Below are 22,422 nucleotides of genomic sequence, written 5' to 3'. Positions count from 1 at the left end.
GCTCAGGGGGAGCGGAAGCGGTAGCCGAAGCCGCGTACGGTCTGGACGAACCGCGGCGCCCCCGAGGGCTCGGCCATCTTGAAGCGCAGCCGCTTCACGCAGGCGTCCACGAGTCTGATGTCGCCGTGGTAGCTGTGTTCCCAGACGGCTTCGAGGAGTTGCTGGCGGCTGAAGACCTGTCCGGGCGAGGCGGAGAGGGTGAGCAGGAGCCGCATCTCGGACAGGGCCAGCGACACGGGCTCGCCGTCCAGGGTGATGTCGAGTCCGGCGCGGTCGATGACCAGGTCCCCGTGGCGTTCGATCCGCGCGGCGTCGGTGTCTGCGGGGACGCCGAACCTGCGCAGTACGGCCCGGATCCGGGCTTCGAGGACGCGGGCCTGGACGGGTTTGACGACATAGTCGTCGGCTCCCGCCTCCAGTCCGACGATGACGTCCACGTCGTCGCCGCGCGCGGTGGCCATGATGATGGGCACCTGGCTGCCGGTCCTGATCCTGCGGCACACGTCGAGGCCGCTCATCCCCGGCAGCATCAGGTCGAGGACGACGACGTCGGGACGGAACCGGCGGAGCTGTTCGAGCCCGAGCTCCCCGGTCGCGACGGCCTCGATGTCGTGGCCCTGGCGGCGGAGGGCGAGTTGGACGCCCTCGCGTACGGCGGGGTCGTCTTCGATCAGCAGGACACGTGGCATGCCGACAGTATCCGTACGTCCGGGTGGCGTACCCGCCGCACGGGCGCCGGCCGGGGCGATTGTTACGCGACGATCATATGAAACCTCCCCCGCCCGGTCGTTACGAATTCGTCACCTTCCGGTCCAGGTTTGCGCACACCGCCGTCACAGCCTCTTCTTCCATGACCCCTCGCACCTCCCATGCCCGGCCGCGCGGCAGGCGTCGCCGTTCGAAGGGATCCGCCCACGCCGGGCCCGCCCGCAAGGCACCGCTCGTCGCGGGACTCACCGCGCTCGCCGCGCTGACGGCCGTCAGCCTCTTCGTGACGGAATTCGCCGGCGGCGGGAGCGAGTCCACGGCGAGCGCGCGACAGGAGGCACCCTCACCCGCGGACACGGACCCGCCCGGCGCACCCTCCGTGTCGGCCTCCGCCGGGAAGACGCAGAAAGCCGGCACGGACACCGATCCCCCGCCGAAGCCGCCGACGTCGAAGCCCGCGAAGTCGCCCGAGTCCTCGGATTCGTCGGAGTCCTCGGATTCGTCGACGTCCTCGGATTCGTCGACGTCGTCCACCGGAATCCCGAAGTCCGGTCCTGGCACGTTCACCACGGCGGGCGCGGGTACCGGCTCGGTCGGCGGCGGGCGGACCGTTACGTACTCCGTCTCCGTCGAGAACGGGCTCAAGGAGTCTGCCGAGGCGGTCGCCTCGGAGGTGGACGCGATCCTGGCGGACCCGCGCGGCTGGACGGCCGACGGCGCCACCGGATTCCGCCGGGTCGCGGGCGACACCGCCGACTTCGTCGTCCAGCTCGCGACGCCGGACACCGTCGACCGGGTCTGCGGCGAGTACAACCTGGACACCGGTGGCGAGGTCAACTGCAATGTGGGCCGGCATGTGATGGTGAACCTCAAGCGCTGGCGGCTGGCCACCCCGGCCTACGCCCGCGACATACCCTCCTACCGCGCGCTGATCGTCAACCACGAGGTCGGCCACTACCTCGGGCACAACCACGAGACCTGCCCGGGTGCCGGGAAGCCCGCTCCCGCGATGATGCAGCAGATCAAGGGGTTGCGGGGGTGCGTCATCAACGCCTGGCCCTACGCGGCGGACGGAACGGCGATCACCGGCCCTCCCGTGCCGTGACGTCGTCGCCGGGGCCGACCGGGAGCACCATCTCGGGGCGGTCCCACGGCACGGCGGGCGGGCGCGCGGCCACGGTGCCGGTCCGCAGGGCGCCGACGCTGCGGTAGAAGCCCTCGGCCGGCGGGTGCGCGACCACGCGTACGGCGTCGAGCCCCGCCTCGCGCGCCCGGCCGGTGAGATGCCCGACGAGCCGGCGCCCGATGCCGAGCCCCTGGGCGTCGTCCGCGACGAACATCAGGTCCAGCTCCGGCGGATCGAGGACGAGGGCGTAGAAGCCGAGCACCCGGCCGTCCTCGCCGGTGGCCACGTAGACCTCGTGGGTCTCGATGTAGTCCTGGCCCACCCGGTATCCGGCGACCATCGAGGCGTAGGGGCCCCGGTAGGCGTGGGAGCCCCGGACCAGCTTGGTGAGCCGCCCGGCGTCCCCGGCGGTCGCCCGTCTGATCTCCACGGCCGCGCCGCGCGCTCCGCCCCTCGGGCGGGTAATCCTCGATCCCATAGGGAGAGTATTACGCATCGCGAGGAGGTCCGGGCGCGATACGAACACGAGGGCGCCCGGACCCTCGTACGAGCCATCGTGCGACGCCGCCCGCGTGGCGGTCGTCAGCGGTGGGCAGGGTCCCGGCAGGGTGGGCGCGGGCCGGTCCGCCGCACCGCGCCCGGGGACGCGCAGCGCCTGCCAGAGGTCCAGACCGACCGGTGTGCTCTTTCTTTGCCATCGAGTGATTGGCATGCACCTGTCGGACGGTCAGCATGGAGGGGAATCCCGCTACGCGCGTCAATTCCCCCCACGGCACAAGGATTTCGGGAGACTTCCATGGAAGCCCACGGCTCCACCCCGTCCCGCCGCTCGCTGCTCAGGTCCGGTGCGTATCTGGGCGCCGCCGCCCTCGGACTGACCGCCGCGAGCGCCGCGCACGCCTCGGCGGCCACGGCGGAAGCGGCCGGCCCGGCGGGCCGCCGCGCCGCCGTCGCCTATCCGCCGACCCACTGGATCCCGGCCAGCACCTCCAACTACACCGTCGCCTCACGCCCGACGCAGTACTCCGTCGACTTCGTCGTGATCCATGTGACGCAGGAGACCTTCCCGGACGCGCGGGACATCTTCCAGAACCCGGCCAAGAAGGTGTCGGCGCACTACATGGTGGCCTCCGCCGACGGGTACGTCGGGCAGTTCGTACGGGAGAAGGACGTCGCCTGGCACGCCGGCAACTGGGACTACAACACCCGCAGCATCGGTATCGAGCACGAGGGGTGGGTCGATCAGCCCGCCTACTTCACCGACGCGCTGTACGCCTCGTCAGCGGCGCTCACCGCCGCCATCTGCGCCCGGTACGGCATCCCGAAAACACGGGAGCGCATCATCGCGCACAGCGAGGTGCCGGGAGCCACGCACACCGACCCCGGCAGGTACTGGGACTGGGCGCGCTACCTCGATCTCGTCAACGCCTGACTCCCCCGTCCCGCCCGGCCGTTGACACGGCCGGGCGGGACGGAGCGGGACGTGACGCGGCGGGGCGGGGGCGGTCCTGTTCAGCCGTGGTCGACCGTCAGCGGGTCGAAGGCGATCCGGGTCCGCGAACCGTCGTCGGCCCACCGGACCTCGACCGTCCCCCCGTCCACGCTCACCCCGCTCACCGCACCGGCCGGCGGGGCCGCGTCGGACTCCCCCGTGAGCGTGGCGAGGGCGGCGAACAGCGCCGTTCCCTCGGCCGGCGCGGTCAGTTCGGGCACCACCGCCCAGCGGGTGAACGCCGTGCCCTGCGGGGCCCGTCGCCCGTCCGGGGCCGCCTCCCAGCCGTACAGCCCGTGCAGGTCGGACCGTACGTCCTCGTCGGGTCCTGTCGCCCAGCCCGTCTGCCGGACCCGGGCGCCCGGCGGGGCGCCCACCACCCGGTGCACCCGCAGCTCGTACCGTCCCCGGGCGACCGTGACGCTCTCCACCCGCAGCCCCGGCACCATGGGCGCGCCCGCGGTGAAGACCGGGCGGTGCCAGGAGGCCGCCCAGCCCCAGCCGTCGCCGCCGCCCGCGCCCAGCGGATGGATCCGGCGACGGCCGCTGAGCCGGCCCGCGATCTCCAGCGCCATCTGGTTGTCCGCGACGTTGGCCGCGGCGGTGGGTCCTGTCCTGGTCGAGTAGGCGTGCCGGCTGTAGAGCGGATCGTCCGCCACTCCCGCCTCGCCCTCGTGCGGGCGGAGATGGTCGCTGCCGTGGTTGTGGAGCCGTACGATCCCGTCCGCGCGGGTCGACTGGACCAGCAGGCCCGGTACGGGCAGGGCCAGCACCCGGTCGGGGCCCTCGCTCGGCGCGGGCTCCTCCGGCGCCGTCCACAGGGGGTGGTCCTCGGGGGCGAGGAGCGCGACGAACGCCTTGGACGCCCAGTACGGCGAGGCGGGGCCCGAGTAGTGCTGGAGCGTGGCGTCGTGCGGGCCGTGCCAGCCCAGGCTCAGCAGCCCGTCGGCGCCGGTCGCCCCCCGGTCCAGGAAGTACCGCAGCGCCCCGCTCACCAGCCGTCGCGACACCCCGGGCGCGAGCGGGGTGTGTCCGGTGACGGCGCCGAGACCGACCGCCGCGCCCGCCGCGAACCGGTAGGAGAGCGAGCGGCCGAAGTGTATCGGCGCGCCGTCCGCGCCGAAGAGCAGCGAGAAGCCGTCGAGGTGGGCGCGGAGCCGGGCGCCGTGGTGCGCCAACTGCCCGGTGTCGCCGACGAGATGGGCGTCGAGCATCGGGTAGAGGTGCAGGGCCCAGCCGTTGTAGTGGTCGAAGGCGCGGCTGTCGCCGTCGGCGTACCAGCCCTCGCCCTGGTACCAGCCCTCCAGCAGGGTGAGGGCCCGCTCCCTGGCGCGCGCCGTCTCGGCGTCGCCGCGGCCGACGGACTCCAGGAACCCGGCCACCGAGTACGGGAAGAGATACCAGTTGTTGGGCGCCGGGGTGTGGCGCAGGGAGCCCCGCAGCCACTCCTCGGCGCGGTCCTGGACGCCGGGATCCAGCCGGTCCCAGAGCCAGGGCGCGGTCAGCCGCAGCCCGAGGGCGACGGACGCGGACTCGACCATGGGCTGGCCCTGTACGTAGTGGTCGAGGACGAGCGGCCAGGACTCGGTGTCGTCCCGCCCGGGGGTACGGGTCCCCGCCGCGAGCCCGTCCGCGTACCGGTCGAGCCAGCCGTGCGGGTCCTTGCCGCCCGCGCCCGCGACCCGGAACGCGGCGGCCAGGAACGTACGGGCGTAGCCTTCGAGTCCGTCGGAGCGCACCCCGGAGCCCGAGGGCCGGCCCGGCAGGTCGAGCAGGGCGCTGCCGGGGGTGGCCCAGCGCCAGGCGGCGCGCAGCAGTCCGTCGGCGGTGGCCTCCCAGTGGGCCCGGGTGTAGCCGGTGTGCGGGCTCAGCGCCCGGTCGTCGGCGGGGAGCGCGAACGCGGGTCCGCCGGGGGCGGGGGTGCCGTGGGGTTCGGTCATGCGAGGAATGCCAGCCTTTCGCGTCGTACGGGGTGGTCGAAGCCGTCGCCCGCCGCCCAGCGGGTGACCTCGCCGACCGCCAGATCGGCGAGCCGGCGCAGTTCGTTGCCCTGCGAGCCCGCGAGATGCGGGGTGATGAGCGCGTTCTCGCAGGTCCAGAGGGGATGTTCGGGCGGCAGGACCTCGGGGTCCGTGACGTCGAGGACGGCCCGGATGCGTCCGGCGCGCAGGACGTCGGTGAGGGCGTCCTGGTCGACGACGGCGCCGCGCGCGGTGTTGACGAGCACGCTGTCGGGGCGCATGGAGGTGAGGAGTTCGCGGCTGACGAGGCCGTGGGTGGCGGGGAGCAGCGGGGTGTGGACGCTGACCACGTCGGCGCGTGCGAAGAGTTCACCGAGTCCGACGGGGTGCGCGCCGAGCGCGGTCGCCTCCGCGTCGGACACGTACGGGTCGTGCAGCAGGATCGTCAGATCGTACGGGCGGAGCAGTTCGATCACCCGCCGGCCGATCAGTGAGGCGGAGAGGATGCCCACGGTGCGGCCGTAGTTGCCGAGGCCGGCGGGGGTGCGCAGCCAGTCGCCGCGGTCATGGGTGGCGCGCAGGGCGCGGGCGCGTTCCAGGACCCGTTTGCCGGAGAGCAGGATCATCGCGACGGTGTACTCCGCGACGGGCAGCGCGTTGGCGGCGGCGGCCGAGGAGACCTCGATGCCGCGTTCCCAGCACGCCTCGGTGACATGGCCGCGGACGGTGCCCGCGGTGTGGACGACGGCGCGCAGTCGGGGCGCCGCCGCGAGGGCCGCCGCGTCCAGCGGCGGGCAGCCCCAGCCGGTGACGAGGAGTTCCACGTCCGCGAGGGCGGCGCGGGCCCGGTCGGTGGTGAAGTCGTCGAGGACGGGCGGCGGTGTCAGCGCGCACACCGTGCCGAGGGCGGCCAGGCTCTCCGGATCGAGGACGGCCGCCGCGGCCCGTGGTGACATGGCGAGCGCGGCGCGCGGACGGGGGTGTGCGGTCGGGGTGGGGGGCATCTCTCTCCTGGTACGGGTGGTCCGGGACGGCGGTCCCGGCCGGGCGGCTGTTCCCCGGGGCGGCTACTTGACGGAGCCCGCGGTGAGGCCGGACTTCCAGAAGCGCTGGAGCAGGGCGAAGGCGAGGATCAGCGGCAGGACCGCGAGCAGCGAGCCCATGATCACCACGGGGTAGTACTCCGGGGAGACGGAGGCGGAACTGTTCCAGGTGAAGAGGCCGAGACTCACCGGATACAGGTCCTGGTCGGAGAGCATCACCATGGGGAGGAAGAAGTTGTTCCAGATGGCGGTGAGCTGGAACAGGAAGACGGTGACGAGCCCGGGGCCGAGCATCCGCAGGGCGACCCGTACGTAGGTGGTGAGTTCGCCCGCGCCGTCGACGCGCGCCGCTTCGAGGACTTCGTTCGGTACGTACCCCTGGCTGAAGATCCGGCCGAGGTAGACGCCGAAGGGGTTGAAGAGCACGGGGATGAAGACGGCCCAGAAGGTGTTCACCAGGCCGGCGCCGGAGGCCATCAGGTAGAGCGGCAGCGCGAGGACGGTCTGCGGGACCATCACGGCGGCGAGGACGAGTCCGAACAGCTTCTCCTTGTGGGGGAAGCGGTACTTGTCGAAGGCGTAGCCGCACGCGATGGAGATCAGGGCGCCGAGCGCGGCGCCGACGACCGCGTACAGCAGGCTGTTGCCGTACCAGCGGCCGTACAGCCCGCCGTCCATGGCGAACAGGTCCTTCAGGTTCTGCACGAAGGAGAAGTCGCCGAGGGAGAGCAGATCGCTGCTGAACAGGGCGTCGCGGTTCTTGCCCGCGGCGAGCACCAGCCAGGCCACCGGCAGCAGGGTGTAGAGCACGGAGACGCCGACGACGAGGTTGACGACGGCGCGGCCGAGGAGACGGGGGCGCGGGGGCCCGCCGCGGGTGACGGCCGGCCGGGGGGTGCGCGGGGCGGTGGTGGTCGTCGTGCTCATCGGGTGGCCTCCTCCGGGGCGTCGGCGCGATTGGTCCAGCGGGTGACGCCGTAGGAGAGGGCGACGGTGAAGACGAGCAGGACGACGGAGGCGGCGGCGGCCAGGCTGTAGTTGTTGCGGATGAACGCCGCGTCGTAGATGTACATGCTGGGCGAGAAACGCGAGTTGATCATCGGGGTGGACTGGCTGAGCAGCATCGGCTCGGTGAAGAGCTGGAGGGCGAAGATGAGGGTGAACATCGCCACCATCACGATCGAGGAGCGCACCAGCGGCGTCTTGACCTGGAGTGCGGTACGGACCGGTCCCGCTCCGTCGACGACCGACGCCTCGACGACCTCGCGCGGTACGGCCTGGAGCGCGGCGTAGAAGACGACCATGTTGTAGCCGAGGTTGCTCCAGAGCGCGATGTTCACGATGGACGGCAGCACGGTGTTGACGCCGAGGAAGTCGATGGTGATGTCGGCCTTGCCGAGGGCTTCGATGATCGGGCTGATGCCGGGGGTGTAGAGGTAGAGCCAGATGAGGGCGGCGATGATGCCGGGCACGGCGTGCGGCAGGAAGAGTCCGAGCTGGGCCCAGGAGCGCAGCCGTACCACCCCGGAGTCGAGCAGCAGCGCCAGCGCGAGGGCGGCGACCACCATCAGCGGGATGTAGATCACGCAGTACAGGACGACGGTGGTGAGGCCGCCGAGGAAGGTGGGGTCGGTCAGCACGGCGGTGTAGCCGCGCAGTCCGACGAAGACGGTACGTTCCGGGCCGAAGCCGAGGCCGGGCTGGTCGTCGCTGAAGAAGCTCAGCCGGACGGCGGTCCCGACGGGAATCAGGAAGACCGTCACGAGGAGGACGAAGAAGGGGGCCATCAGGAGGGCGCACGCGCCGAGTTCGCGGCGCCGGGCCGACTTCCGGCCACCGCGGGCGGCGGTCGCGGGGCGGCCGGGGGCGCCGCTCGCGGTGGACCGTGGCGTGGTGCCGGACGCCGGGGACGCGGGGGCGGCGAGCGGGCCGGGCGCGGGATTGGACAGGGGGTTGGTCAGGGGGTTGGTCATGGGAGGTCACCTGCCTCTCTGGTGCGGGGACGGGCGGGGGTGGGGCGGGGCGGCGCCCGCTCGGGTGCTGTCCTCGCTCAGGTGGTGTCCTCGGTGGTGGCGAGACCGAGGGCCTTGAGATCCGGCATGGTGCCTCGCTGTGCCTCGCGCACCGAGGCGAGGAGCGAGCCCTTGCCGCCGCCCGCCCGGGCGAACCCGTCCTGCATGACGCGCCCGGTGGCGCTGGAGCGGGGGCCCCAGATCCAGCCGTCGCGGACCGTGTGGGCCTGCTGCTCGAAGAGGGTGTAGATGTCCTGGCCGCCGTAGTACGCGCGGTCGAACGCCTCACGTCCGACGGCGACCAGGCCGGGCGCGGCCGGGTACTGGCTGCTGGTGCCGCTGGAGAGCCGGGCGCGGAGCGCGTCGGGGTGGGAGACCTGCCACTCGATGAACTCCATGGCGGCCTCCGGGTGGCGGCTGTCCTTGGTGACCGCGAAGGTCGAGCCGCCGTGGGTGCCGACGGCGGGCCGGTCCGGGTCCCACTGCGGGAGCGGGGCGATCGCCCACAGGCCCTTCTGGCCGGGGCGCGCGTTCATCTGCGCGCCGGCCTCCCAGGCCCCGGTGAGCCGGGTGAGGACGAGGCCGTTGCCGATCTGGGCGTCGCTCTGCCTGCTGTTGACGGCGTTGGTGAAGACGAGGTCGTCGTCGATCAGCCGCTGCCAGTAGGCGGCGACGCGGCGGGTCGGCGCGTCGGCGAGCGAGATGTTCCAGGCGCCTTTCGCGGTGTCGAACCACTGGGCGCCGGCCTGCCAGGAGTACGCGGCGAACTGGGTGAAGCCGTCCGTGGGAAAGAGGACGAGGCGGCGGCCTTCGGCCTTGCGGCGCACGGTCCTCGCGAGGGACTCGAACTCCTCCCAGGTGCGGGGGACATCGAGCCCGTACTTCTCGAAGAGGTCGACGCGGTAGTGCATCACCATCGGCTCGATGTCGAGCGGCAGGCTGAAGGTCCGCTTCTCGAAGGTGGTCAGACCCAGCGCCTGCGGCAGCAGCTTGGCCCGCACTCCGTCGCTGACCAGGTCGGTGATGTCCCGGGCGACGCCGTCGATGGCGAAGCCGGGGAGCTGGGGGTATTCGAGGGTGGCGATGTCCGGGGCGTTGCCCGCGCGGGCCGCGTTGCTGAGTTTCGCGTAGCCGCCGGCGTCCCCGCCGGGGATCTGCTGGTAGTCGACCTGGATGGTGTCATGGGTCTTGTTGAAGGCGTCCACGACCTGCTGGCTGCCGCGCAGCGCGGACCAGAAGGTGAGGTGCGTGGCTCTTCCGCTGGTGGTGCTCGTGCTGCCCGATCGGCTGTCCGCGCCGCCCCCGGTGCAGGCGCCCAGGGCGCCCGTCAGGGGCAGCGCGGCGATCGTGGCCAGCACGGATCGACGGCTCTGTCGACCAGGCATGGGGGCCTCCCGCGGCTCCGGTTCGAGACACGGGGAATCCTGATCGGCTGATCACAATTGGTCAATAGATCGCTCAGAAGAAAGTTGAAACGGTCAAACGCTCACTTCTGTACGGGGATCGGCGCCGAGGTCCGTGCCCGGTCCCGCGGGTCGGCCGGGGCGTGGTCCCGCGTGTCCGCCGGGGGCCGCGTGTCCGCCGGGGCCCGCGTGTCCGCCGGGGCCCGCGTGTCCGCCGGGGGCCGGGTCGAGCCGCGTACCTTCAACTCCGGCAGCAGGTCGATCCTGCGCACGGGACCGGCCGTACCCGCCGGCCGGGTGAGCCGGTGCACGAGCAGTTCGGCCGCCGCCCGGCCCACCTCGGCCTTCGGCGGGGCCACCGCGGTCAGCGGGGTGGAACCGAGCGCGGCGACCACATCGTCGTACGCGACGACGGAGCAGTCCTGCGGCACCCGTACGCCCTGCTCCGCGAGGCCCTGGACCAGCATCAGCGCGTCCACGTCGCCGTGCAGCAGCGCCGCGGTGGCGCCGCGCTCGCGCAGCAGCCCCGCGAGATCCAGCGGGGTGCGGTCGTGCGGAGCCGCGTCCGCCCCCGGGGACTCGGGTACGGGGACCGGCACCGCGTCGGGCGAGGAGAGCGCCACCGACCAGTCCGTCACCTCCGGCCGGGCGGCGGCCACATCGGCGAACGCCGCGCGGACGCTGCGCGCCGTGGGGCTGTCGTCACGGGCGGCCAGCACGATACGGCGGTGACCGAGGCCGACGAGATGGTCGACGGCCAGGTGCACGCCGTACCAGTGGTCGGAACAGACCACGTCCAGGGCGTGCAGCGCGCTGCCGGGGCGGGGCCGCCGCTCCATCAGGACGGTCGGCACACCCACCTGGGCGAGCCAGCCGTGGTCCGCCTCCTCGACCGCGGCGCTGCGCCACCTCGGGGCGATCAGCAGCCCCCGCGCCCCGTCCGCCAGCGCCCGTTCCACCAGGGGCCGTTCGGCGCCGGGGACCTGCGGGGCGATGTGCAGGGCGACCCGGAACCCGGCCTCCTCCAGCACCGGTCTGGCGCCGTACGCCGCCTCGTACAGGTACGAGTGGCGCTCCGGCACCACCAGGGCGACGGCGCCGCCCTCGGCGGGCCGCCCGGTCCCGCGCGCCGCCGGGGCGGCCACCGTCTCCTCGACGGTCCGCACCGCGCGCGCCACACCGTGGCCGCGCCGCAGTCTGCCCGCCCGGGTCAGCTCCTCGACATCCCGCCGCACCGTGACCACCGAGACCTCCAGCTCGGTGGCGAGCACACTGACCCTGACCGCGCCGCGCGACTCCACCGCCGCGAGGATCCGTTGCCGCCTGAGTTCGACCGGCTCCCGCATGTCCGCCTGCCCCCTTGCCGTACCGCCGCCGCTCCCCGTACCTCACGCTTGTTCGTTTGACTGCTTCGAATGAGCGCTTGGGGCCGCAGCATAGCGACAGTTGTCCGCGGGCGCGGACCGGCGGAACGGATCAGATCGCGCCTTCCTCCTCCAGCGCGTCGGTGTGGCGGCGCAGTACGGTGCGGGCCTCGGCCAGTTCCGCGGCGGAGGCGGCGGTGGAGGGGAAGCCCTCGGGGAGCACGTCGAGCACCGCCGTGTGGACGGCGGCCCGGCGGGCGTAGCGGCGCGACGGCGGGAGGCGGAAGAGCGCCGCGATCAGACGGTCGGCGGCCTCGGTGTCGTGGACCGCGTCCCAGGCGGCGCGCTCGGGGCCGGCGCCGGTGAGCGGGGACGGCGGGGTGCGGCGCAGCTCCTCGGTGGCGGCCTCGTCGAGTACGGGGCGGCCGTCGGCTCCGGTGGTGACGGCGACTCCGTACGAGGCCGCCGCTGCCCGCTCGGTGACCAGTCCGCGCCGGAGGTCGCCGAGCACCGCCCGCGGGTCGCGGGTGAAGGGGTCTCCGTAACCGCCCGCGCCCGAGGTGCGCAGGGTGACGGTGTCGCCGCGGCGCAGGGCGACCATGTCGATCTTGGCGTGCCGGCGTTCGCCGGGCAGGCCCTCGTTGATGACGAGTTCGGCGGGGGCGCCAGGGCCGCCGCCCGCGGTGCCCCAGGGGCGGAAGCGCATCCGCTCCAGCCCCCGGGCGAGCAGCCGGGAGTCGTCGCCGAGGACGCGGAAGACGAGTTCGAGGCCGGAGCCGCCGCGCCAGCGGCCGGGGCCGCCGGAGTCGGGGCGCAGCGCGTAGCGGACGATCTCCGCGCCGATCTCGGTCTCGACGGTCTCCACGGGGTTGTTGGCCAGGTTGGAGATGCCGCTGTCGCGGCCGTCGACGCCGTCCGCGCCGTCGCGGGCGCCGGTGCCGCCGACCATGGGTTCGAGGACCTGGACGTTCTGTCCGCCGCCGGGCGCGCTCTCGGCGACGACGACGGGGACGACGAGGCCGCTGCTCGCTGCGGGCATCACCTCGGGCGCGGCGAGGCCGAGCGCCCCGCCGAGCGCGTCGTTGACGCGGGAGGCGGTGGCGTGCCGGATGCCGACGGCGGCGGGCATCCTGGCGTTGACGACGGAGCCCTCGGGGGCGGTGACGGTGACGGGCCTGATCAGCCCGCCGTTGAGCGGGATGCCCGGGTCGAGCGTGCAGATCAGGGCGAGGACGCGGGTGGTGATCCAGGCGTGGGCGCGGCCGTGGCTGGCGATGTTGAACGCGGCGTCGACCTGGGGGTCGGTGCCCGTGAAGTCGAGGTGCAGGGCGCCCCGGTCGAGCGTGACGGTCACGGAGATCCGGACGGGCACCGGGGAGACGGCGTCGTCGTCGAGGTAGTCGGTGAACCGGTAGCTGCCGTCCCGCAGGGTGGCGAGCGCGGCGGTGGCCTTGTCGGCGGTGTGGTCGACGAGGTCGGTGTGGGCGGCGGCGACATCGGCGGCGCCGTGCTGCGCGACGACCCGGGCCAGCCGCTCGCGGCCGGTGCGCAGGGCGGCGAGCATGGCGCGCAGATCGCCGTCGTTGGCCTCGGGGGTGCGGCTGTTGGCCTGGAGGAGGGCGGCGATGTCACGGCTGGGCTCACCGGCCCGCAGGAGCTTGACCGGCGGTATGCGCAGTCCCTCCTGGTAGATCTCGTGGTTGGTGGGGGCCAGGCTGCTGGGGACCCGTCCGCCGATGTCGGAGCAGTGGATGAACGCCCACCCGTATCCGATGATCTCACCGTCGTGGAAGTACGGCTCGATGAGCTGGATGTCGGTGAGATGGGTGGCCAGACCGCCCGAGGTGTACGGGTCGTTGGTGATGATGACGTCGCCGGGCTCCAGGGGGCCCACGTGGTCGACGGCCGTACGGACGTCGAGTCCGACGAAGCCGGAGACGCCGATGCCGCGCGGGTAGGCGGTGAAGGCACCGTCGGGTCCGGCGAGCGCGCAGCAGAAGTCGGCGGTCTCCTTGACGTACAGCGAGCGGCTGGTGCGCTGGAGGGTGAGGCACATCTCCTCGGTGAGGGCGCCGAGTTTGTTGCCGATGATCTCCAGGGTGACCGGGTCGAGCTTCATGGTCGGGTGCGTCCTTGCCTTGCCGTGGCTTGCCTTGTGGTGGTCAGGAGTGCCGGAGCCGGAGGTTGCCCAGCGGGTCGACGGTGGCCGACCAGTCCGGTGGTACGAGCACGGTGGTGTCGTCCTGCTCGATCACGGCGGGTCCCGCGAGGGTGTGTCCGGTGCGCAGCGCGTCGCGCCGGTGGACGTCGGCGGTGACGCGGTCCCCGGCGAGCAGGACGGTGCGGTGGCCGACGGGCGCGGGCGGCGGGCCGTCCGCGGTGGCCTCGGCGGGAACGGTGGCGAGATCGGGGCCCGCGGCGCTGATGGCGAGGCGGGCGGTGCCGAGCCGTACGGCGGCGGTGGCGTCGCGGAAGCCGTAGAGCCGCTCGTGCTCCTGGTGGAACGCCTCGGTGAGGGCGGCCAGGGTGGGTTCGCCGGACAGCTCCACGCGCAGCTCGTACGCCTGGCCGGTGTAGCTCATGTCGGCGGCCACGGTGAGGACGGGCGGCGCGGTCTCCGGGCCCTGTTCGGCGAGCCAGGTACGGGCGCGTTCCTCCAGCCCGGCGAGGATGTCGCGGAGTGCGGCGACGGTGGTGTCGTCGAGGTCGCGGCGCAGGCTGCGGGCGAAGTCGCGGCGCAGGTCGGCGCCGACCGCGCCGAGCGCGCAGAAGGTGGCGGCGGCGTGCGGGACGACGATCTCGCGGATGCCGACCTCCTCGGCGAGCACGGCCGCGTGGGTGGGGCCGGCGCCGCCGAACGGGACGAGGGTGAACTCGGCGGGGTCGAGGCCGCGTCCGGCGAGGGTCTTCTGGAGCTCCACGGCCATGCCCGCGGTGGCGACCCGCAGCGCGCCGTCGGCCGCCCGGTCGGCCGCAGCGCCGGGGTCGGCGGTGGCGAATCCGAGTTCGTCGCCGACCAGGCCGAGGGCGCGGGCGGCGGCGGGCGCGTCGAGGGTCATCCGCCCGCCGAGGAAGGTGGCGGGGTCGATGACGCCGGTGTGCAGATAGCAGTCGGTGACGGTGGGGCGGGTGCCGCCGCGGCCGTAGGCGACGGGCCCGGGGTCGGCGCCGGCGCTCGACGGGCCGACCTTGAGGGCTCCGTACGTGTCGGCCCGTACGACCGAGCCGCCGCCCGCGCCGATGGCGTTGACCGCGACGACGGGCAGGATCAGCGGGAGTCCGCCGATGGTGGTGTGGGTGGCGAACTCCGGTTCGCCGTCGACGGCGACGGCGATGTCGCTGCTGGTGCCGCCCATGTCGAAGGTGACGAGCCGGCTGATCCCGGCGGCGCGGCCGAGCCGGGTCGCGGCGGTGACACCGGCGGCCGGTCCCGACAGGACGGTCTCGATGGGCCGTTCGGCGGCCGAACGCAGGCTGAGGGAGCCGCCGTTGGACGCGGCGATGTAGACGGGGGCGGTGACGCCGAGCCCGTCGAGGAGCGCTTCGAGCCGGTCGAAGTAGCGGCGCATCAGCGGCTGGATGTACACGTTGAGGCAGGTGACGAGGGCGCGTTCGAACTCGCGGACCTCGGGCCAGATCGCGGCCGACGAGGTGAGCGGCAGTTCGGGGACGAGCGCGGCGAGCCGCCGGGTGACCTCCGCCTCGAAGGCGGGGTCGGTGTGGCCGTGCAGGACGAGCACGGCGGCGGCCTCGGCGTCCGTGGCGCGCAGTTCCTCGGCGACCCGGGCCAGTTCCCGGTCGTCGGGGACGCGTACGGGGCGGCCGTCCGGGCCGAGCCGCGCGGGGATCTCGACGATCCGGTCCCGGGGGACGAGCGGCTCCTCCTTGGCGGCGTGCAGGTCGAAGGAGGACGGCATGCGGCTGCGGCCGATCTCCAGGATGTCCCGGTAGCCCTCGGTGACGACCAGGGCGATCCGGGCGCCGCGGCGCTGGATGATCGCGTTCAGCCCGATGGTGGTGCCGTGGGTGACGGCGGCGAGATCGGTGGGGCGCAGCCCGGCCCGGTCGAGGACGGCGGCGAGCCCGTCGGCGACGGCGCGCGCCGGATCGCCGGGGGTGCTGGGCTCCTTGTGGTGGAGCGGAGCGCTCCGCTCGCCGGGGACGGCGAGGACGAAGTCGGTGAACGTGCCGCCCACATCGATCCCGACGCGGGCGCGGGGGCCCGGGGCTGCGGCGGTGGGGTCAGCGGGCACGGTCAGAGCACCTCCGAGAAGTTGGTGAACCGGTCGACGGCCACCAGGACGAGCACGCTGACGAGCATCAGGAGCGTGGAGACGGCGGCCACCGAGGGGTCGAGCTGGAACTGGACGGCCGAGAAGATACGGACCGGCACGGTGGTGGTGTTGGAGCCGGAGACGAGCGCGGAGACCGCGACCTCGCCGAGCGAGGTGACGGCGGCGAAGACCGCTCCGGCGAGGATGCCGGGCCGCAGCAGCGGCAGGGTGACGGTGAGGAAGGTACGGGCCCGTCCGGCGCCGAGCGTGGCCGCCGCGCGTTCCAGGGCCGGGTCGAGCGCCTGGGCGCTGACCATCACCGTACGGATGACGAAGGGCAGGGCGACCAGGGAGTGCGCCAGCCAGAGCCCGGGGAGGGTGTTGACCAGGCCGAGGCCCTGGAAGTAGTAGAGCAGGCCGAGACCGATGATGATCTCGGGGACCATCAGCGGGGCCAGGGCGAGCCCGGAGAGCAGGCCGCGGCCGGGGAAGTCGCCGCGGACCAGGCCGTACGCGGCGAGCGTGCCGATGGTCACGGTGGTGAGGACGACGAGCAGCACCAGGACCCCGCTGAGCCGGAAGGAGACCAGCCAGTCCGGGGAGGACAGCACCTCGGAGTACCAGCGCAGGGAGAGCCCGCTGGGCGGGAAGCTCAGGGAGCTGGTGGAGTTGAGGGAGCTGAGCGCCAGGACGGCGAGCGGCGCCAGCAGGAAGAGGAAGACGGCGACGGCGGGCAGCGCCACGGCGGTCCGCCCGGCGCGGCGCAGCAGGACGGAGCCCCGGCCCGCGCCCTTGCGCGACGGCGGGCTCCCCTTTTGGAGCGCGGCGTTCTTCACGGACCGGTCGGCGGCGGGGTGGTCGTGCGTACGGTCGACGGCCGGGTCAGCCATGGAGTCTCCGTTCCCAGAAGCGGAATCCGGTGCCGAGGGCGGAGACGCCCACCAGGGTCAGCAGGAGCAGCGTGAGGCTGAGCGCCGCCGCCACCGGGTAGTCGAAGACGCTGGTGATCTGGGAGTAGACGCGCAGCCCGGCGAGGGGCTGGTTGGCGCCGCCGACCAGCAGCGGGGTGATGTAGATGCCCATGGCCAGCGGGAAGACGACGGTGGCGCCCACCGTGATGCCCGGCAGGCTGAGCGGCAGCGTGACCTTCCAGAAGGTCCGTACGGGCCCGGCGCCCAGGCTCCGCGAGGCGCGGGCCAGGTTGTCGTCGATGCCGCCCAGCGCGGTCGTCAGCGGCAGGATCGCGAACGGCAGCAGGACGTGGGTGACCGAGACGACGACCACGAGGTAGCTGGTCAGCAGGGGTGCGGGCTGGTCCAGGATGCCGAGGCCGACGAGGGTCCGGTTGACCACGCCGTTGGCGGAGAAGAGCACGACCCAGCCGTAGCTGCGGACGACCACGCTGGTGAGCAGCGGGGAGACGACCGCGACGAACAGCAGGGTGCGCACCACTCCCTTGCGGGCGCGGGCCAGCGCGTACGCGGCGGGGAAGCCGAGCAGCACGCACAGGACGGTGACCAGCAGCGAGGTGAACAGGCTCTGCCACAGGGACTCGGAGAAGAACGACTCGGTGAAGACCCTGCGGTACTGCGTGAACGAGTAGCCGTCGAGCGGGTAGCCGTTGGCGTCCGAGGGATGGAAGCTGAGCGCGAGGACCCGCACGAGCGGGACCACGAACAGGGCCAGCAGGAAGACCACGACCGGCGTGACGGGCAGCAGCCCGCGCAGCCGGCGCGGCGCGCGGGCGGCGGGCGCGCTCATCCGGGCGTCGCCTCCTTCTTCATGGCGTCCCCGGCGGCAGCGTCTCCCCCGGGCCCCTCCGCGGGTCCGAGGACGATGACGTCGGCGGCGGACCAGCCGAAGGTGACGCGCGCGCCGACGGCCGGGGGTTCCTCGGCCGTCCTGGCGTTGACCACGACGCCTTCGGCGACGACGATCTGCGCCTGCCACGCCTCCCCGGTGAACGCCCGGTAGCCGACGATCCCGGAGCCGCGCTCGGCCGTGGCCGAAGCACCGGCGTCGCCGTCGTTGTCGCTGTCGGCCTCGACGGCGCGGACGGTGACGCGTTCCGGGCGTACGGCGAGGGTGACCGTCTCCCCGTCGGGCAGCGTGGCCAGGCCGGAGTCCAGCCCGACCCCGCCCAGGTGGAGCGTCCCGTCCACGGCGCCGGTGCCCTCCAGGATGTTGGCAGCGCCGATGAACTCGGCGACGAAGCGGGTCGCGGGCGTCCGGTACACCTCGGTGGGGGTACCGAGCTGTTCGACCCGGCCGCCGTTCATCACGGCGATCCGGTCCGAGAGCGACATCGCCTCTTCCTGGTCGTGCGTGACGAAGACCATGGTGATGCCGAGGCGCTGCTGGAGCTCCCGCAGCTCCACCCGCATCTCGCGGCGCAGCTTGGCGTCGAGGTTGGACAGCGGCTCGTCGAGCAGCAGCACCGCGGGCCGGGTGGCCAGCGCGCGGGCCACGGCGACCCGCTGCTGCTGGCCGCCGGAGAGCTGCTTCGGCCTGCGGTCCGCGTACGCCTCCAGGCCGACGAGGCGCAGCGCCTCGGCGACGCGTTCGTCCCGCTCGGCGCGCTCGGTGCGGCGCACCTTGAGTCCGTACGCGACGTTCCCGGCGACGGTCATGTGCGGGAAGAGGGCGTAGTTCTGGAAGACCAGTCCGAGCCCCCGGCGGTGCGTGGGGACGTCGGTGAGGTCGGTGCCGTCCAGGGTGATCCGGCCCGCGGTGGGGCGGACGAACCCCGCCAGGCTGTTGAGGAGGGTCGTCTTGCCGCAGCCGCTGGGGCCGAGGACGGAGAGGAACTCGCCGCGCCGGATCGAGAGCCGGTCGACGTCGAGGATGCGCTGCCCCTCGTACCCGGCGGCCAGACCCTCGATGTCGATGTGCGCGGCGGTCCCGCCGCCGGTGTCGTGCCGCTGCCCGGTCACTTGAAGATCTGATTCCACCGCTGCTGCCATTCGTTCAGCTTGGGGGTCGCCGTCTTGTAGTCGACCCAGGTGAAGGTCTTGTAGACGGCCTCGCCGTACTTGACCTTGTCCTTGAAGTCGGGGCTGTAGTCGATGGTGTCGTTGCCCGCGCCGTAGAAGGTGCCCTCGGCGAAGGGCTTCTGGTGCTGGGCGGCGCTGAGGTAGTTCAGGAACGTGTAGGCGGCCTTGGTGTGCGCGCTGCCCTTGGGCACGTAGTACGAGGTCAGCGCGCCGACGGCGCCGGACGCCGGGTAGCTGAAGCCGATCGGCTGCCCCTCCTTGGCCATGGCGAAGGCGCGGCCGTCCCAGAAGGGCACGATCCAGGCGTCGCCGTTCTGCAGGACGGTGGAGACGCTGCCCGCGTCCGCCGGGTACGCCGAGACGCAGCCCTTGAGCGCGGCGAGCTTCTTGAACGCCTTGTCGACGTCGGCGGGGTCGGAGAGCTTGCCGCCGTCCTGGGAGACCAGCGCGGAGAAGAACTCCAGGCCCGCGTTGTAGGTCAGCGGGGGCAGCGCGACATGGCCGCAGTACTTCTTGTCGAAGATGTCGGTCCAGTCCCGCGGCGCCTGCTTGATCTTGTCGGTGCGGTAGAGCAGACCGTTGGAGCCGGTGGTCAGCGGTACGCCGTAGGAGGAGCCGTCGACCGTGGACTGCTGGGTGAGCACCGGGTCGAGCTGCTTCCAGTTCTTCAGGTCGCCGGTCTTGAGCGGCTGGAGGAGACCGCCGCCGACCGCCTGGTGCAGGGAGCCGGGGGTGAGGGCGACGACGTCGAACGGCGCGTCCTTGCCGCCCGCGGCGCGGAGCTTGGTGAGCCAGGCCGAGTCGGCCCCGTACACGAGGTTCACCTTGATGCCGGTGTCCTTCTCGAACGGTGCGACGAAGGACTTCTTGAAGAGCTCACCCCAGGGGCCGGCGAACGCGGTGACGGTGATCTGCTCCCCCTTGGTACCGGACCCGCCATCGCCGGAGCCGCCGGTGTCGACACCGCAGCCGGCGACGGCGGCGAGGACGGTGACGGCCGAGGCGAGGGCGAGCAGGGAGCGTCGCCCGCGAGGGCGTGACAGGGCAGGTCTCATGAGGGAAGGGCTCCTCGGTGCGGGGTGGCGTCGTACGGCGCGCCGGCCCGTGGGTGATGGTTCGCCGGCCGCTCGACGAGCGGGGGCCGCTGGACGGGGCACCAGGACGACGCTCTGTGAGGCACCGCGTCCGCTGTCATCTCGTGCTCCCGTCCCAGGTACTGGACCTGGCTGACAGGTCCGCGCTTGCTCCCGGCACATCGGTGTGCGCGTGGAGCCGTGTCATCACCCGGGGCACCCCACCGCAGAAGGAGGGTTGCCGCCCAGCAAGCCGGGGCTTGTCGCTGGGACTCGTGACATCGAGAAACGTAACACCCCGTGGCGGCGATCTGAAGACGAGGTGGATCACATGAACATCACACCTGGATCACAGGACGGCGGATCGGGAAAGACTGATACCGGCCAGATGTGCCGCTCCCCCGTGGCGCGCCTGGGCGAGGAGTGCTTCTTGACACGGTCCTGGACCGTGCCGACGATGAGGCGATCTTCCCCGCCGTCCGCCGACGCAGGAGCCGTCCGTCGTGTTGTCGCTGCACGCCCATGACCTGCACACTCCCCCGCCCGGACCGTCGGGTCACCTGTCGATGGGCAGCCCGGACGGCGTACGCGTCCCGCTGGTCCCCGACAGCCGCAGGATCCTGCGGGGCGGGGTCCCCTGGCTTCCGGTGATGGCGGAATTCCACTTCAGCCGCTATCCGGCCGCCGAGTGGCGCGAGGAGCTGCTGAAGATCCGGGCCGGCGGGGTGGACACCGTGGCCACCTACCTCTTCTGGAACCAGCACGAGGAGAGCCGCGGGACCTTCCGTTTCGACGGCGGCCGCGATCTGCGCCGCTTCGTCCTGCTCTGCGGCGGCCTCGGGCTGTCCGTCGCCGTCCGTGTCGGCCCCTGGTCGCACGGTGAGTGCCGGGGCGGCGGCTTCCCGGACTGGCTCGACGGCGCCAGCTGCGTCCCGCGCACGGACGATCCGGCCTATCTGGCGCTCGTCGAGCGGTACTTCGCCCGGATCGGCCGGGAGCTGCGCGGCCTCTCCTACGACGAGGGCGGTCCCGTCGTCGCCGTACAGATCGAGAACGAGCTGTACGACGCGCCCGCGCATCTGGCGACGCTGCGCCGCGTCGCGGAGGCCGCGGGCATCGCCGCGCCCTTGTGGACCGCCACGGGGTGGGACGCCGCCGACCTCCCGCGCGATCTCCTGCTGCCGGTGTACGGCGGCTACCCGGAGGCGTTCTGGGCGGAGGCGCACGACGGCTGGGCGCGGGAGATGCGCCGGCACTACTTCTTCACCCCGGTCAGGGACGACCCCGCCATCGGCGCCGATCTGCGCTCCGCGACGCGGGCGAGCCGCGGGGTGCCGGACGACCGGCGCTACCCGTACCTCACCTGTGAGCTCGGCTCGGGCATGGCCGTCGCGTACCACCGGCGGCCCCTGGTGCGGACCGCGGACGTCTCCGCGCTGGCGCTGGCCAAGCTCGGCAGCGGCTCGGTCTGGCAGGGGTACTACCTCTACCACGGCTGTTCGCAACGGCTGGATCTCGCGCTGCCCAACCAGGAGTCGCACGCCACCGGTTACCCCAACGACCTGCCGTCGGTCAGCTACGACTTCCAGGCACCGCTGGGCGAGTTCGGGCAGGTGCGCCCCTCGTTCCACGCGCTGCGCGCGCAGCATCTGCTGATCCAGGACTCCGGGGCACGGCTCGCGGACATGCCGCTGCGGCTGCCCGACGCGTGCCCGGACGGCCTCGACGACCGGTCCACGCTCCGCTGGGCGGTGCGCTCCAGCGGTACGGAGGGCTTCCTCTTCGTCAACAACCACCAGCCCCACGAACCCCTCCCCGACCACCACGGGGTCCGTTTCCGCGTCGGACTCGACGGCTGTACGCGACAGGTTCCGGCCACGCCGGTGACCGTGCCGTCCGGTGCGCACTTCGTGTGGCCCCTCGGGTACGCGGCGGGGCCGGGCGTACGGCTCGACTGGGTGAGCGCGCAGCCGCTGACCCGGCTGGCGATCGACGGGGTGCCGACCGCGGTGTTCGCCGCCACGGCGGGGATCGCCCCGCAGTTCCCGCTGCCCGCCGGGGCTTCGGTGTCGGCACCGGCCACGAGCACCACGCGCGACGGCCGGACGGTGGTGGAGATCACCGAGCCCGGGACGGACGCGGTGGTGACGGTCAACGGGCCCGGGACGGACGCGGTGGTGACCGTCACCGGGCCCGAGGGTCCTGTCCGGCTGCTCTTCCTCACCGAGGAGCAGGGGCGCCGTCTCCAGCGGGTCCGGATCTGGAACGCGGAGCGGCTGGTGCTCTGCGACGACGCCGTGCTGGCCGACGGGGGCGAACTGCGGGTCCCCACCGAGGCGGAGACCGTCTCCCTCGCCCTGGCGCCCGCGCCCGCCGCCGGACTCCGCACACCCGCCGACTGGACGACGGGGCTCTCCGGGCCCCGCGCCGACGGCGTCTTCACCACCTGGACGGCATCGGTGGCCCCGGCCGGGGCCGGGGCCGCCACCGTCGCGTGCGTACGCGCCGGGGCCGTGGCGCCGCCCGCCCGTGACGGCGGCCCGCACCGCCGCGCCTCGGCGCCGGTGGACGCCGATTTCGCGGAGGCGTCGGTCCACCGGATCGCCGTCCCCCGCGCGGTGTTCGACGAGGGCGGAGAGGTGCTGCTGCGGCTCACGTACACCGGCGACGTGGCCCGCGCCTACATCGACGGGCGCCTCGTCGCCGACCACTTCTGGTACGGCCCGGCGTGGGACATCGGGCTGCGCCGGCACGCCGCGGAGGCCGTCCAGCACGGCGTCGAGATCCGGGTGCTGCCCCTGGGCCGCGCCGACGGGGTGTACGTCGACGCGTCGGTACGGGACGGCCTGGCGGCGGCCAGGACCCGGGCGTCGGTGGACTCCGCGGCGTTCGTCCCGGTCCGCCGGGTCCGGCTGCGTACGGCGGAGGACCCGGCCGCCGGCTCCTGACCACGTGAGCGCGACGGCTGGGGCG

General features: G+C 73.2%; 17 protein-coding genes and 1 riboswitch. Of the genes, 3 read left to right on the top strand and 14 right to left on the bottom strand.

Going from position 1 to position 22,422, the window contains the following annotated elements; translation table 11 throughout:
• Positions 1–2: 2 nt before the first annotated feature.
• Entirely contained in the window at positions 3–689 is a 687-nt protein-coding gene (locus ACIO3P_RS26480) for a response regulator transcription factor (RefSeq protein WP_329825232.1), read from the bottom strand.
• A 161-nt stretch (positions 690–850) separates the two neighbouring features.
• Here ACIO3P_RS26480 and ACIO3P_RS26475 point away from each other — a divergent pair, with 161 nt between their 5' ends.
• On the top strand, positions 851–1,813 hold the full coding sequence (locus ACIO3P_RS26475; RefSeq protein ID WP_401853775.1) for a DUF3152 domain-containing protein: 963 nt from the start codon (positions 851–853) through the stop codon (positions 1,811–1,813).
• On the opposite strand, the gene ACIO3P_RS26470 is transcribed toward ACIO3P_RS26475, so the two are convergent.
• Complete coding sequence (locus ACIO3P_RS26470; RefSeq protein WP_401853777.1) at positions 1,791–2,312, bottom strand: GNAT family N-acetyltransferase; 522 nt, start codon at positions 2,310–2,312, stop codon at positions 1,791–1,793. The genes ACIO3P_RS26475 and ACIO3P_RS26470 overlap by 23 nt on opposite strands.
• Positions 2,313–2,630: 318 nt before the next feature.
• On the opposite strand from ACIO3P_RS26470, the gene ACIO3P_RS26465 reads away from it, so the two are divergent.
• Positions 2,631–3,266, top strand: coding sequence for an N-acetylmuramoyl-L-alanine amidase (locus ACIO3P_RS26465; protein WP_401853780.1), 636 nt, complete (start codon positions 2,631–2,633; stop codon positions 3,264–3,266).
• Positions 3,267–3,346: 80 nt separating this feature from the next.
• Here the strand turns inward: ACIO3P_RS26465 and ACIO3P_RS26460 are convergent, their stop codons facing one another.
• From ACIO3P_RS26460 to ACIO3P_RS26405, 12 genes are all read right to left on the bottom strand, one after another.
• Complete coding sequence (locus tag ACIO3P_RS26460) at positions 3,347–5,266, bottom strand: DUF2264 domain-containing protein (RefSeq protein ID WP_401853783.1); 1,920 nt, start codon at positions 5,264–5,266, stop codon at positions 3,347–3,349.
• Positions 5,263–6,291 (bottom strand): hydroxyacid dehydrogenase, encoded by a 1,029-nt coding sequence (locus ACIO3P_RS26455; protein ID WP_401790562.1) that lies wholly within the window; start codon positions 6,289–6,291, stop codon positions 5,263–5,265. Before ACIO3P_RS26455 ends, ACIO3P_RS26460 begins: the two co-directional genes overlap by 4 nt.
• A 63-nt stretch (positions 6,292–6,354) precedes the next feature.
• Positions 6,355–7,257: a carbohydrate ABC transporter permease gene (locus ACIO3P_RS26450; protein ID WP_329825226.1), complete on the bottom strand. Its 903-nt coding sequence runs from the start codon at positions 7,255–7,257 to the stop codon at positions 6,355–6,357.
• Entirely contained in the window at positions 7,254–8,303 is a 1,050-nt protein-coding gene (locus ACIO3P_RS26445; protein WP_401853785.1) for a carbohydrate ABC transporter permease, read from the bottom strand. Before ACIO3P_RS26445 ends, ACIO3P_RS26450 begins: the two co-directional genes overlap by 4 nt.
• 77 nt (positions 8,304–8,380) lie before the next feature.
• On the bottom strand, positions 8,381–9,727 hold the full coding sequence (locus tag ACIO3P_RS26440) for an ABC transporter substrate-binding protein (protein WP_401853788.1): 1,347 nt from the start codon (positions 9,725–9,727) through the stop codon (positions 8,381–8,383).
• Positions 9,728–9,828: 101 nt separating this feature from the next.
• Entirely contained in the window at positions 9,829–11,091 is a 1,263-nt protein-coding gene (locus ACIO3P_RS26435; RefSeq protein ID WP_401853790.1) for a substrate-binding domain-containing protein, read from the bottom strand.
• 130 nt (positions 11,092–11,221) lie between these two features.
• The gene (locus ACIO3P_RS26430) at positions 11,222–13,228 is read right to left on the bottom strand and encodes a hydantoinase B/oxoprolinase family protein (protein ID WP_401853792.1); all 2,007 of its coding nucleotides are present in this window, start codon (positions 13,226–13,228) and stop codon (positions 11,222–11,224) included.
• 43 nt (positions 13,229–13,271) lie between these two features.
• Positions 13,272–15,362, bottom strand: coding sequence for a hydantoinase/oxoprolinase family protein (locus tag ACIO3P_RS26425; RefSeq protein WP_401853795.1), 2,091 nt, complete (start codon positions 15,360–15,362; stop codon positions 13,272–13,274).
• Positions 15,363–15,364: 2 nt separating this feature from the next.
• Positions 15,365–16,273 (bottom strand): ABC transporter permease, encoded by a 909-nt coding sequence (locus ACIO3P_RS26420; protein WP_401853796.1) that lies wholly within the window; start codon positions 16,271–16,273, stop codon positions 15,365–15,367.
• Complete coding sequence (locus ACIO3P_RS26415) at positions 16,266–17,144, bottom strand: ABC transporter permease (RefSeq protein ID WP_401790551.1); 879 nt, start codon at positions 17,142–17,144, stop codon at positions 16,266–16,268. Before ACIO3P_RS26415 ends, ACIO3P_RS26420 begins: the two co-directional genes overlap by 8 nt.
• On the bottom strand, positions 17,141–18,346 hold the full coding sequence (locus ACIO3P_RS26410; protein WP_401853798.1) for an ABC transporter ATP-binding protein: 1,206 nt from the start codon (positions 18,344–18,346) through the stop codon (positions 17,141–17,143). The genes ACIO3P_RS26415 and ACIO3P_RS26410 overlap by 4 nt, the downstream gene beginning before the upstream one ends.
• The gene (locus ACIO3P_RS26405; RefSeq protein ID WP_329825217.1) at positions 18,313–19,431 is read right to left on the bottom strand and encodes an ABC transporter substrate-binding protein; all 1,119 of its coding nucleotides are present in this window, start codon (positions 19,429–19,431) and stop codon (positions 18,313–18,315) included. The genes ACIO3P_RS26410 and ACIO3P_RS26405 overlap by 34 nt, the downstream gene beginning before the upstream one ends.
• A gap of 177 nt (positions 19,432–19,608) precedes the next feature.
• Positions 19,609–19,730: riboswitch (SAM riboswitch) on the bottom strand.
• A 222-nt stretch (positions 19,731–19,952) separates the two neighbouring features.
• Here ACIO3P_RS26405 and ACIO3P_RS26400 point away from each other — a divergent pair.
• Positions 19,953–22,397, top strand: coding sequence for a beta-galactosidase (locus ACIO3P_RS26400; protein WP_401853801.1), 2,445 nt, complete (start codon positions 19,953–19,955; stop codon positions 22,395–22,397).
• The last annotated feature ends 25 nt before the right edge of the window (positions 22,398–22,422 follow it).

Source organism: Streptomyces sp. NPDC087310 (genome assembly GCF_044744405.1).
Lineage (GTDB): Bacteria > Actinomycetota > Actinomycetes > Streptomycetales > Streptomycetaceae > Streptomyces.
This window is presented reverse-complemented; position numbering and strand designations above follow the sequence as displayed.